Annotated in this window: 11 protein-coding genes; 4 read left to right on the forward strand and 7 right to left on the reverse strand. The window is 43.9% G+C overall.

From position 1 onward, the window contains the following. Positions 1-316: 316 nt before the first annotated feature. Genes leuD through ilvD form a run of 7 tightly spaced genes read right to left on the reverse strand, consistent with a single transcriptional unit; the run spans position 317 to position 8,813 of the window. A complete protein-coding gene (leuD, locus tag BC751_RS01230; RefSeq protein WP_130273957.1) occupies positions 317-907 on the reverse strand; it encodes a 3-isopropylmalate dehydratase small subunit in 591 nt (196 codons plus the stop codon). A 20-nt stretch (positions 908-927) separates the two neighbouring features. Next, on the reverse strand, positions 928-2,328 hold the full coding sequence (leuC, locus tag BC751_RS01235) for a 3-isopropylmalate dehydratase large subunit (protein ID WP_130273958.1): 1,401 nt from the start codon (positions 2,326-2,328) through the stop codon (positions 928-930). 1 nt (position 2,329) lies between these two features. Then, entirely contained in the window at positions 2,330-3,841 is a 1,512-nt protein-coding gene (locus tag BC751_RS01240) for a 2-isopropylmalate synthase (RefSeq protein ID WP_130273959.1), read from the reverse strand. Positions 3,842-3,848: 7 nt separating this feature from the next. Further along, positions 3,849-4,892, reverse strand: coding sequence for a ketol-acid reductoisomerase (ilvC, locus tag BC751_RS01245; protein WP_130273960.1), 1,044 nt, complete (start codon positions 4,890-4,892; stop codon positions 3,849-3,851). 4 nt (positions 4,893-4,896) lie between these two features. Next, the gene (gene ilvN / locus BC751_RS01250) at positions 4,897-5,415 is read right to left on the reverse strand and encodes an acetolactate synthase small subunit (RefSeq protein WP_130273961.1); all 519 of its coding nucleotides are present in this window, start codon (positions 5,413-5,415) and stop codon (positions 4,897-4,899) included. 16 nt (positions 5,416-5,431) lie between these two features. Then, positions 5,432-7,114: a biosynthetic-type acetolactate synthase large subunit gene (ilvB, locus tag BC751_RS01255; RefSeq protein WP_130273962.1), complete on the reverse strand. Its 1,683-nt coding sequence runs from the start codon at positions 7,112-7,114 to the stop codon at positions 5,432-5,434. A gap of 22 nt (positions 7,115-7,136) precedes the next feature. After that, a complete protein-coding gene (gene ilvD, locus BC751_RS01260) occupies positions 7,137-8,813 on the reverse strand; it encodes a dihydroxy-acid dehydratase (protein WP_130273963.1) in 1,677 nt (558 codons plus the stop codon). Between the two features lie 524 nt (positions 8,814-9,337). Between ilvD and ispE the strand changes: the two genes are divergently transcribed. From ispE to BC751_RS01280, 4 genes are all read left to right on the forward strand, one after another. After that, the gene (gene ispE, locus BC751_RS01265; RefSeq protein WP_130273964.1) at positions 9,338-10,144 is read left to right on the forward strand and encodes a 4-(cytidine 5'-diphospho)-2-C-methyl-D-erythritol kinase; all 807 of its coding nucleotides are present in this window, start codon (positions 9,338-9,340) and stop codon (positions 10,142-10,144) included. Positions 10,145-10,184: 40 nt separating this feature from the next. Beyond that, on the forward strand, positions 10,185-10,427 hold the full coding sequence (locus BC751_RS01270) for a ribbon-helix-helix domain-containing protein (protein WP_130273965.1): 243 nt from the start codon (positions 10,185-10,187) through the stop codon (positions 10,425-10,427). Beyond that, entirely contained in the window at positions 10,414-10,746 is a 333-nt protein-coding gene (locus tag BC751_RS01275; RefSeq protein WP_130273966.1) for a type II toxin-antitoxin system PemK/MazF family toxin, read from the forward strand. Before BC751_RS01270 ends, BC751_RS01275 begins: the two co-directional genes overlap by 14 nt. A 105-nt stretch (positions 10,747-10,851) precedes the next feature. Next, a complete protein-coding gene (locus BC751_RS01280) occupies positions 10,852-11,982 on the forward strand; it encodes an AAA family ATPase (RefSeq protein WP_130273967.1) in 1,131 nt (376 codons plus the stop codon). Positions 11,983-12,132: the final 150 nt, after the last annotated feature.

The raw sequence follows: 12,132 nt of genomic DNA on the forward strand, positions 1-12,132 counted from the left end.
TGATTGATTACTTGGTGTTGCGTGTTAATTGAGGAGTGTTGAGTGAGAAGTGATGAGTTATTAGTGATTGGTCAATAGCTATTAGGGATAAGTTTAGTAATTAGTTAATTAGGAAGTGACATTAGGAATAAGGCATTGATTCTCATTTTATCCGAAATCCGACTTTTTTCTTTTTCCTTTTACCTTGGCTCTTAAATCCCCCTTCTTAATGAACCCCTTAATTCCCTTAACTCCTTAATGGCTCAAAACCTCCGACATCCCACTTCCGACATCCTCCTTCCGACTTCCGACATCCTCCTTCCGACTTCCGCCCCCCTTACCTTCTCTCCGCAAACTCCTCTATCTCTCCTTTGATGTTCAATAAGTAGTCGATATCATCAAAGCCGTTTTTCATATTTTCCTTTTTGTAGGCATTGATATCAAAGGTTTCTGATTCACCTGTAGGAATCAAAGTAATGGTCTGCTTGTCCAGATCCACTTCCACTTCTGCCTGGGGATTGGCTTCCACTGCTGCAAATATTTTATCCAAAAATCCGGGACTCACCGTTACGGGGAGTACACCGATATTCAGACAGTTATTTTTGAAGATATCCGCAAAGAAGGAAGACACCACACAGCGGAAACCATAATCATAAATGGCCCAAACGGCATGTTCCCTACTGGAGCCCGAGCCAAAGTTTTTACCTGCTACCAATATTTTTCCGGTATAGGTGGGATTGTTCAGGACAAAGTCCTTTTTGGGATTGCCCTCCACATCATAGCGCCAATCCCTGAACAGGTTATCACCAAATCCTTCCCTTTCTGTAGCTTTCAGGAACCTGGCAGGAATGATCTGATCCGTATCCACATTCTCAGTAGGCAGTGGCACCACAGTACTCCTCAATACATTAAATCTATCGTAAGGCATTGTTTATTCATTTTTATGTTTTAGAAAATATCACGAGGATCGGTAATTTCCCCTGTTACAGCCACCGCAGCTACAGTCAATGGGCTTGCCAAAAGTGTTCTGGCACCGGGTCCCTGACGGCCTTCAAAATTCCTGTTAGAAGTGGAAACCGCATATTTCCCGGCAGGAATCTTGTCATCATTCATGGCAAGGCAAGCCGAACAACCTGGTTGACGCAGTTCAAACCCTGCTTCCTCCAGGATCTTGACCAATCCTTCTTCATGGGCCATTTTTTCCACTTCTCTGGAACCTGGAACTATCCAAGCCGTAATGTTATCGGCTTTCCTTTTGCCTTTGACAAAATTGGCCACAGCTCGGATATCCTCAATCCTACCGTTGGTACAGCTGCCTACAAAAACATAATCTACTTTTTTGCCTTTGATCGGCTCACCCGGAGCAAATCCCATATAATCCAAGGATTTCAGGTAAGAGGTTTTATTGCTACCCTCCATCCCCTCTGTGGTTGGGATTCTGTCTTTCACTTTAATACCCATTCCCGGATTGGTGCCATAGGTAATCATAGGTTCAATATCATTGCCGTCAAAATAGTATTCCTTGTCAAAAACTGCACCTTCATCGGTTTTAAGCGTTTTCCAATGGGCTACTGCCTTATCCCAATCAGCACCTTTTGGGGAATACTGCCTGCCTTTGAGGTAATTGAAGGTAGTTTCATCAGGGGCGATCAACCCACCTCTGGCACCCATTTCAATACTCATGTTACAAATGGTCATACGGGCCTCCATGCTGAGATTACGGATTGCCGAACCTGCATATTCCACAAAATAACCCGTAGCACCGGCAGCAGAAATCTTAGAGATGATATAGAGAATGATATCCTTGGATGTCACGCCTTTACCCAACTGCCCATCTACCGTAATCCGCATCTTTTTGGGTTTTGATTGCATGATACATTGGGTAGCCAAAACCATTTCAACCTCAGAAGTACCGATACCGAAAGCGATGGCTCCGAAAGCACCATGGGTAGAAGTATGGCTGTCTCCACAGACGATGGTCATCCCTGGTTGGGTAACCCCCAATTCCGGCCCGATTACATGGACGATTCCATGATGGGCAGAACCCAAATCGTGAAGTTCAATGCCATATTTCTTACAATTTTCCCTCAGCTTTTCAACCTGCATACGAGACAATTTGTCCTTGATGGTCTTATCCTGATCCACGGTGGGAACATTGTGATCCGGTGTAGCGATGGTCCGTTCAGGATATAACACCCCTATACCTCTTTTTTCCAGGTTAAGGAAAGCAACAGGACTTGTTACTTCATGAATAAAATGTTTGTCGATAAAGAAGACATCAGGACCGCTGGGAACAGAGCGGACTACGTGTGCATCCCAAATTTTATCAAATAATGTTTTCTTTTCCATGTTAATCGATGGTCACTTTGTCTTTGACTGGGATTTTATTTAAGGCATCCACAAAAGCCTGGGCGGAAGCCAATACAATATCAGAATTGGAAGCAAAACCGTAGTAAGGTTTCTCTCCCTGAATGAGCCTCATATGTACCTTGGCCACGTCATCACTACCTGCAGTCATGGCCTGAATCAGAAACTCCTCCAGCACATAATGGGGCTTCACTATTTTTTCAATGGCTTTCAATACGGCGTCAACAGGACCATTGCCGGTAGAGCTCGCCTCGTAAGGTTTGTCGCCGATTTTAAGTTTCACATGGGCTTTGATGGAACCATTGGACTGATAGCTTACTTCCTTCAATTCAATAAAGGAAGATTCATCCATATACTTCCCGACAAGCTCCAACAGGTCTTTGGGTCCGATATCCCTTTTGGAATCCGCCAGAACCAGAAAGTCTTCATATACTTTATTTAAGTCTTCCCCTTCGAGTTCCACGCCGAGGTTATCCAAATGGTGCTTCAGTGCCGCCCTGCCGCTTCTGGCAGTCAGCACAATGGAAGACTCATGCACCCCGACCTCTTTGGGGTCAATGATCTCATAATTCTCCCTGTGCTTCAACACCCCGTCCTGATGGATACCGGAGGAGTGCGCAAAAGCATTTCTTCCTACGATGGCCTTATTGGGCTGCACAGGCATATTCATCAATTTGGAAATCAGCCGGCTGGTACCGTAGATTTTTTCCGTTTTGATATCGGTATGTACCGGGATACTCTGATGGCACTTGATGGCCATCACCACTTCTTCCAAAGAGGTATTACCTGCCCTTTCCCCAATACCATTGATGGTCAATTCTGCCTGTCGCGCTCCATTTTGGATACCGGAAATGGTATTGGCCGTGGCCATGCCCAGGTCATTGTGACAATGGGTTGAGATGATGGCCTTGTCAATGTTGGATACATTTTCCTTTAGGTAGCGGATGATTGCCCCGTATTGCTCAGGAAGACAATATCCGGTGGTATCCGGAATATTGACCACCGTAGCACCGGCCTTGATGGCCTCCTCAATGATTCGGGCCAGGAAAGGAAGTTCTGCCCTTCCGGCATCTTCTGCGTAAAACTCCACATCCTCCACAAAACGTTTGGCAAATTTCACAGCCTTCACCCCTCTTTCGATGATGTTTTCCGGCGTAGACCTCAACTTGTACTGGATATGGTAGGGAGACACACCAATACCGGTATGGATCCTTCCTTTTTTGGCATATTTTAATGCAGCTGCAGCTACTTCTATATCCTTCTCCACAGCTCTGGAAAGGGCGCAGATGATAGGATCAGAAACCGCTTTTGAAATTTCAACCACCGAATTGAAATCACCCGGGCTGGAAATGGGAAATCCAGCCTCAATGATGTCCACTCCCAGTGCTTCCAAAGCCTTAGCCACCACTATCTTTTCCTGGGTGTTCAACTGACATCCAGGTACCTGTTCCCCGTCACGGAGCGTGGTATCGAATATCCATAGCTTTTCACTCATAGTTGTATCAGTTATTTTCAGGTCTTAATTTTCTGACAGTCGCACCGGCCTGCCACATTTCAGATTCTCTCAATTCTTTCAGTTCAGCTTCCAATTTTTCCCTGTAATCAGGCCTTGAGTTGGAGTCGATGGACTTTTGTGCTTCCTGACCGGATTTCACACTATTGTACAGCTTTTCGAAAACCGGCTTGGTCGCATCCCTGAAAGGTTTCCACCAATCCAATGCCCCTCTCTGTGCTGTAGTCGAGCAGTTGGCATACATCCAATCCATTCCGTTCTCCGCCACCAGAGGCATCAAACTTTGGGTCAATTCTTCTACAGTCTCATTAAATGCCTCAGATGGAGAGTGTCCGTTTTCCCTGAGCACTTCATATTGCGCGGCAAAGATTCCCTGAATAGCGCCCATCAAGGTTCCTCTTTCTCCCGTAAGGTCAGAGGTCACTTCACGGTAAAAATCAGTTTCGAACAGGTAACCGGAACCTACACCAATACCAAGGGCAATTACCCTGTCCTTAGCCCTTCCTGTGGCATCCTGGTAAATCGCGTAGGAAGAATTCAGTCCCCTGCCTTCCACAAACATCCTTCTCAGGGAAGTTCCGGAGCCTTTTGGGGCCACCAAAATCACATCCACATCCGGAGGAGGGATGATTCCGGTTTTTTCCTTATAAGTGATGCCAAATCCATGGGAAAAATAAAGGGCCTTACCTGGCGTCAGGTACTTTTTGACGGTAGGCCAAAGGGCAATCTGACCAGCATCAGAAAGCAGGAATTGAATGATGGTGCCTCTTTGGCATGCCTCCTCAATTTCAAACAAAGTTTCACCAGGCACCCAGCCATCCGCTACTGCTTTGTCCCAGGTTTTGGAGTTTTTCCTTTGGCCTACGATGACATTGAATCCATTGTCTTTGAGGTTCAATGCCTGTCCTGGACCCTGTACGCCATAGCCAATGACTGCAATGACTTCATCTTTCAATACTTCTCTGGCTTTCTCCAAAGGAAACTCTTCTCTGGTTACTACATTTTCTTCTACTGATCCGAATTTCAGTTTCATAGTGTTATTGATTATAGGTTTGATTATTTAAATACTCTTGAACAGAAAATTTGGGCTTGGCAATGGCTACCCTTCCCGAGCGGGAAAACTCCAACAGGTTGAAAGGTTTCAGGATTTCCAGCAAAGCCTGGGTATCTTCTTTATGACCGGTAAATTCAATGACCACAAATTCCTTTTCAGCCGCGATGATATGGGCGTTGAACTGCCTGATCACTTTTTCAAGTCCGGGATCCAGACTCTCCGTAGGCACTTTGTACAAGGCTATTTCCTGATAGACCACCTCATCATCCCTGAAGTAATAGGCCTTGATCACGTCCACCACTTTTTCAATCTGCTTGGTAAGGTGGACAATCTGCTCCTCGGTAACCGTAACCTCGATGGTGATTTTATGGATCCCTTCCAAACGGCTTTCTGAAGCGGTCAGGGCATCAATATTGATCCCCCTTCGAGTAAAGATTATGGTGATCCTATTGAGGATACCGATGAAATTTTCTGTATAAACTAAGATGGTATATCGATTCATAAATGCCGGTGATGGATTAGCTCAATCTTACTTCTTCCACGGAACAACCCGTCGCAATCATCGGAAACACATTGTCTTCTTTTTCCACGACAACCTCGAGGAAATAAGGTCCCTGGTGCAATAACATCTCAGCGACTGCAGCCTCAAGATCCTCCCTCTCGGCAACTTTTCTAGCCCTGAAACTGTAAGCCTCTGCGATTTTGATAAAGTCAGGATTCTCGAGTTCAGTAAAGGAGTAGCGTTTGTCGAAGAACAACTGCTGCCACTGCCGCACCATGCCCAGGTAATTGTTGTTGAGCAAGACCACCTTCACAGGCGCCTTGGTCTGCATGATGGTGCCCAATTCCTGAATGGTCATCTGAATCCCTCCATCTCCTACTACACAGATGACTTGCCTTTTGTAATCATACAATTGGGCACCCAAGGCAGCAGGAAGTGCAAAACCCATGGTCCCCAAGCCACCGGAAGTGACCTGTGTCCTAGTCGTCTTAAAATCAAAATACCTCCAGGCTATCATCTGATGTTGACCTACATCCGTCACCAGCACGGCATCTTCTTCCTTGAACTGATTGATCAGCCGGATTACCTCCCCCATGTGCAGGCCCCCGTGGGTAGCATGAAGGTCATTGGCCATGACGGCCCTTTTTTCTTCATTTTCCAGTTCCCTGAATTTCTGCATCCATTCCGGGTGCGCGTTAGGCTGTACCGCCTGGGTCAATAAGGCCAGACTGGCTTTACAGTCTCCCTGAATGGCTACTGTAGTTTTTACGTTTTTATCAATTTCGGCAGGATCTAACTCCAAATGGATTACCTTGGCCTGCTTGGCATAACGTTTCAGGTCACCGGTTACCCTGTCATCGAAGCGCATGCCAACCGCAATCAACACATCACATTGGTTGGTCAATAAATTGGGTGCATAATTTCCGTGCATGCCCAATTTGCCTACATAACAAGGATGATCCTGAGGCAGTGCCCCCGAACCCAATAAAGTCGAGGCGGCAGGAATACCTGTTTTATCCAGGAATGCTTTCAATTCAGCCTCTGCTTTGGCCAACACTACCCCTTGACCATAAAGGACATAAGGTTTTTGGGCCTGATTGATAAGGGCAGCGGCATCCGCTACAGCTTTTTCATCAATCTTTACATAAGGTTTGTATGACCTTACCGAATGACAGGGAACGTAATTGAACTCTCCAAACTCCACTTGTGCATTTTTGGTAATATCCACCAAAACTGGCCCAGGTCTTCCCGTCCTGGCGATGTGGAAAGCCTTGGCTATAGCCGGAGCGATATCCTCCACCTTTCTAACCTGAATGTTCCATTTGGTACCGGGCATGGAAAGACCTACCACATCTGTTTCCTGAAAAGCATCAGAGCCCAACAGGTGGGCAGCTACCTGACCGGTAATACAGACCAAAGGAGTGCTGTCAATCTGGGCATCTGCAAGACCTGTAATGAGATTGGTCGCCCCGGGTCCGGATGTGACCAATACCACTCCAACCTTACCTGAAACACGGGCATAGCCCTGTGCTGCATGGATCGCACCCTGCTCGTGCCTGGTCAACACATGCTTGATCTGGTCACTGTAATCATACAGCGCATCATAAACCGGCATGATCGCTCCCCCTGGATACCCGAATATGTATTCGGCGTTTTCCGCAATCAGGGATTTGACAACGATATCTGCTCCTCTAATCATGGTTTTCTTTTGAGTTATGATTTTATTTGTCGGTCACACATCCCTCAGAAGCGGAGGCAACCAGTTTGTTGTATTTTTTCAGGGTTCCCTGAAGATCTGAAAGGTCTTTATTCTTCCACTTTTTCTTTCTTTCCGCCAATTCCTCATCTGTCAATGCAACATTCAAAGTGAGTGTATCAGCATCTATCGTAATGACATCACCGTCATGAATCAGCGCTATTGGCCCTCCGGAATAAGCTTCGGGTGTCACATGTCCCACCACAAAACCATGGGTACCACCTGAGAATCTGCCATCGGTAATCAGGGCGACATCAGCACCCAAACCCGCTCCGATTATCATGGAGGTAGGCTTCAACATCTCGGGCATACCCGGTCCCCCTTTTGGGCCTATGTATCGGATGACGATTACCTCTCCTTTTTTCACGAGTTTGTTCTTGATACCTTCATTGGCCTCCACTTCAGAATCGAAAACCCTTGCCGGGCCTGTAAAGGATTTCCCTTCTTTGCCTGAAATCTTCGCGACAGCACCTTCTGGAGCGAGGTTGCCCTTAAGCACACAGAGGTGACCTGTTTCTTTGAGAGGCTGCTCTATCGGATGGATCACATTCACCACAGAAGGAACCACAGGCTCAATATCAGCCAGGTTTTCTGCCAAAGTCTTTCCGGTCACAGTCATACAATCCCCATGCAACATGCCATTATTGAGCAGGTATTTCATAAAGGCAGGCAAACCGCCCTGTTCAAAAAGGTCTTCCATCAGGTATTTTCCGGAAGGCTTGAAGTCTCCCAAAAGGGGCGTCTCATGATTTACCCGCTTGAAGTCCTCCAAAGTAAAATCTACCCCTGCTGTCTTGGCTATAGCAAGGATATGCAAAACGGCATTGGTACTGCCACCAAGTGCCACAGCAACGCGGACAGCGTTTTCCAAACTTTTTTTGGTGACAATGTCTTTGGGCTTGATATCTTTTTCCAGAAGTATCTTGATATACCGGGACACAGCCTGGCATTCTTTCAGCTTCTCTGGGGCGGTGGCGGGTGTAGAAGAGCTGTAAGGAAGGGACATGCCCATGGCCTCAATGGCCGAAGACATGGTGTTGGCGGTGTACATACCCCCGCAGGCACCTGCCCCTGGGCAGGCATTTTGAATAACACCCTGATAATCTTCATCACTCATTTCCCCTTTGATACGCTTTCCATAAGCTTCAAAAGCAGAAACAATATTGAGTTTTTCGCCTTTATAATTTCCAGACCGAATCGTACCCCCATACACCATGATTGAGGGCCTATTGATCCTCAGCATACCCATGACAGCCCCGGGCATATTTTTGTCACAACCTGCCACTGCCACGCAGGCATCAAAAGAATGGCCGAGAATGAAGGACTCTATGGAATCCGCGATGATTTCTCTGGACACCAGAGAATAGCGCATTCCTGAAGTTCCCATGGAAATTCCATCGGAAATACCCATGGTATTAAAAACCAAACCGGTCAGATCATGAGCCTTAGAGGCTTGCTTGATCAGACCGGCAAAATCATTGAGATGCATGTTGCAGGGGTTACTTTCGTAGCCACAACTGGCTATCCCCAAAAAGGGCTGGTTCATCTGTTTATCCGACATCCCTGTGGCATACAACATGGCCTTACCTGCAGGATGCTCTTCATTCTGACTGATTTCCCAACTGTACTTCTTCAAATTCATATGGTTATTAATAGGTCTTATAGGTTTATAAAAAAAGTGCCCCATTTACTGAGGCACTTAACATTGTATGGTTGTTTTTCAAAATAGTCTAGCGCCTCTTCATTTATTACAAATGAGAATAATAAAGCTTAGAGGAGTGACTATTTCAAACATGCGGTTATGGTTCTTTTTGATTGATGGGTCAAAATTAAGCCTGAAATCTGAGAGAAACAATATTTAATTTCATTTTTTACACAGTCAATGGATTTATTATGTATGTCAAAAATTATAATGTAAAATTTAAATCTGCCTATCCATATTTTTTCAATATGAAAATAAAGGATGATTTGCGCTTTTGAAAAAAATCAGAATTTTGTTCCGATTTCAACAAATTTCAAGAAATCCTTATTTTTTTTGATTTTTTCTTAACCACAAAAATATGTAACAGGAAATTTTTCAATGAAAAGGATTTTTGGCTGAATTCACCAAAATGAAAGTTTCAAGATATTATTCCCATATTTACAACAGCTAAAAGATGACGCATTATGATCTGTTTTCCAAATGCCAAAATCAACCTTGGCCTGCATATCACAGCCAAAAGAAAAGACGGCTACCACGACATAGAGACCTGCATGGTTCCTATACCGCTTTTTGATGCTTTGGAAATGATTGAGGGAAAAAAAGACCTTTTTGAAACGAGCGGGTTACAAATTCCGGGGACGGAAAAAGACAACCTGATCATTAAAGCGTTAAAGCTCCTCCGTAAAGATTTCAACGACTTGCCGCCTGTTCATATCCACCTGCATAAAAATATCCCCATGGGTGCAGGCTTGGGCGGGGGATCTGCAGATGCTGCATTTGCGCTCACCCTGATGAACAGACTTTTTGACCTGCACTTGGAAGATTGGTTTTTGGAAGATTATGCAGCACAACTAGGGAGTGATTGTCCCTTTTTTATTGAAAACACCCCTAAAATTGCCACAGGAATAGGAGAAATTCTTGAGCCAGTAGCTATAGATATTAAAGGAGACCATATACTGCTTATCAAGCCTCCGGTACATGTAGGCACCAAGGAAGCTTATGCCGGCGTGAAACCCCAAGCACCCCAACATGTGCTGAAGGATGTACTGATGGACAAAAGTCAATGGAAAGAAAAACTCATCAATGATTTTGAAGCCAATATTTTTCCTCAATACCCTGAGCTAGCAGAAATAAAAGCTCAATTGTATGAAATGGGAGCTTACTATGCAGCCATGTCAGGATCAGGTTCTACCATGTTTGGTTTATTCAAAGAAACCCCACCAATGAGTGATTGGTCTTCAGAATACTTTGTTTTTGAGAAGCTTGTGTAAATGATATTTCCATTTTATATTTACAAAAAGCAAATATAAAATGACAACAATCACTACTTCTTTACCTGATGAGCTTGTCCAAAAGCTCTCGGATTATGCCAAAACCCTGGATGTTCCTAAAAATAAGTTGATCGAAAAGGCACTGAGCCTGTATTTGGATCATCTTAAAAGGGCAGCCTATGTCAAATCCTACAAAAAAGCTGGAAACGATGAGGATATGCTTTCCCTGGCTGAAGAAGGTATGGAAGTCTATTTGAAGCAATTGGAAGATGAAACAAGGTGAAATTTGGTATGCCGACTTGAATCCAGTTAGAGGCTCGGAACAAGCTGGAATTAGACCTGTGGTTATTATTAGCGGCAACTTGCTGAACAAGTACTTGAATGTTGTCATCACCGTACCATTGACGACTAAAATCAAAAACTACCAGGGAAATCCTATCCTCCAACCCAATAATATTAATAATTTGGAATCCCCTTCTGAAATGATGGTATTTCATATCCGATCGATTGCCAAGGAGCGCTTGGTAGAGAAGATAGGGGAGATATCTGCTGATGAATTGAAGCAGGTTTTGGGGACCTTACAGGATATTACGACCTTATGATGAGGTTGGAAAAAATCCAAGCTAAACCTTCCAAGGTTCTTCAATTTACCTTTTGTAATTCACTAAAAGTAAATTACCTTTAGTGAATCAAGAGATGTAATTACCATGAAAAGCAAAAAGCCCTTAAACCCATTCCCAACAACAGGTTATTATGGTCCGGAATACTTTTGTGATAGGGAGGAGGAAAGCCTGAAAATATCCCAATTTTTAAAAAATGGCCAATCCTGTATTTTGATAGGTAACAGAAGGCTTGGCAAAACCGCATTGATTCACCACATCAAAGAATTTCTGCCAAAGGATTGGATCTTTATCTATTTGGATATTCTTCCGACAGAAAGCGAAAGAGAATTTCTTGATACTCTCGGATCAGCTTTATTGAGGAGTTTCAATGAGAAAAGCAAATTAGGAAGAAGAGTTTGGGATTTTATTAAAAGCCTACATCCCACAATTAGTTTCGACCAACTTACAGGTTTGCCACAGGTTAGCTTTATGAGCGTTTCTACGGAAAAACCCATTCAGGATATTTTGCTATTTCTTTCAAATTTGGATCAAAATACGGTCATAGCAATTGATGAATTTCAACAAATCACGCAATACCCTGAAAAAAATACCGATGCTTGGTTAAGATCAATCATTCAACAATTGCAGAACGTGTATTTCATCTTTTCAGGGAGTCAGCAAAGCATTTTAAACGAACTATTTAGCAGTCCCTCCAAGCCATTCTTCAGAAGTGCTAGTCCCATAAAAATCGAAAAAATACATCATCCTGAATACAAGCAATTCATTATTCGTCATTTTGACCTGGCAGGAAAATCAATACCTGAAAAAGTGGTAGATGAAGTGCTGGAATGGACCAAATGCTATACGTATTATGTCCAAATGCTATGTAATAGGCTCTATCAATTACCAAATAAGCAATATTTCAGAGAAGATTGGCAAAAATGCGCCAATGATATACTCAAAGAGCAGGAGGCATTCTTCATCCATTACAGAACACTGCTCAGTCCACAACAATGGAAGCTTTTGGTCGCAATTGCAAAAACGGGGGAGGTAACCGCGCCAACTTCCAAGGATTTTATCGGCAAAAATAACCTTGGCAATCCTTCTACAGTTTTTAAATCTCTAGACGCTCTATTGGAAAAAGATATGATTATAAAAGAATACGACAAAGGTGGCACTACAACCTACGAAGTATATGATGTTTTTTTTGAAAGATGGATACAGAGCCTGTATTGAAAAGCGTTTTGGTTTAACTCAAATTTATAAAATGTTAGGCTTTTTTGTTAACCACCATTACTTTCCAATAAACTCCCTAAAATTTCCCCTATTCACCAAGGTATTTTTACTTTTATAAGCTTCTGTGAAGGTCTTTGGGAAATTAATTTT

Source organism: Cecembia calidifontis (assembly GCF_004216715.1).
GTDB classification, from domain to species: domain Bacteria; phylum Bacteroidota; class Bacteroidia; order Cytophagales; family Cyclobacteriaceae; genus Cecembia_A; species Cecembia_A calidifontis.

What these genes read in the sequence shown, in the direction of transcription:
- leuC (WP_130273958.1), bottom strand. Translation starts at nt 2,328, where the DNA reads ATGGAAAAGAAAACATTATTTGATAAAATTTGGGATGCACACGTAGTC.
- ilvB (WP_130273962.1), bottom strand. Translation starts at nt 7,114, where the DNA reads ATGATTAGAGGAGCAGATATCGTTGTCAAATCCCTGATTGCGGAAAAC.
- ilvN (WP_130273961.1), bottom strand. Translation starts at nt 5,415, where the DNA reads ATGAATCGATATACCATCTTAGTTTATACAGAAAATTTCATCGGTATC.
- BC751_RS01280 (WP_130273967.1), top strand. Translation starts at nt 10,852, where the DNA reads ATGAAAAGCAAAAAGCCCTTAAACCCATTCCCAACAACAGGTTATTAT.
- ilvC (WP_130273960.1), bottom strand. Translation starts at nt 4,892, where the DNA reads ATGAAACTGAAATTCGGATCAGTAGAAGAAAATGTAGTAACCAGAGAA.
- BC751_RS01240 (WP_130273959.1), bottom strand. Translation starts at nt 3,841, where the DNA reads ATGAGTGAAAAGCTATGGATATTCGATACCACGCTCCGTGACGGGGAA.
- ilvD (WP_130273963.1), bottom strand. Translation starts at nt 8,813, where the DNA reads ATGAATTTGAAGAAGTACAGTTGGGAAATCAGTCAGAATGAAGAGCAT.
- leuD (WP_130273957.1), bottom strand. Translation starts at nt 907, where the DNA reads ATGCCTTACGATAGATTTAATGTATTGAGGAGTACTGTGGTGCCACTG.
- ispE (WP_130273964.1), top strand. Translation starts at nt 9,338, where the DNA reads ATGATCTGTTTTCCAAATGCCAAAATCAACCTTGGCCTGCATATCACA.
- BC751_RS01270 (WP_130273965.1), top strand. Translation starts at nt 10,185, where the DNA reads ATGACAACAATCACTACTTCTTTACCTGATGAGCTTGTCCAAAAGCTC.
- BC751_RS01275 (WP_130273966.1), top strand. Translation starts at nt 10,414, where the DNA reads ATGAAACAAGGTGAAATTTGGTATGCCGACTTGAATCCAGTTAGAGGC.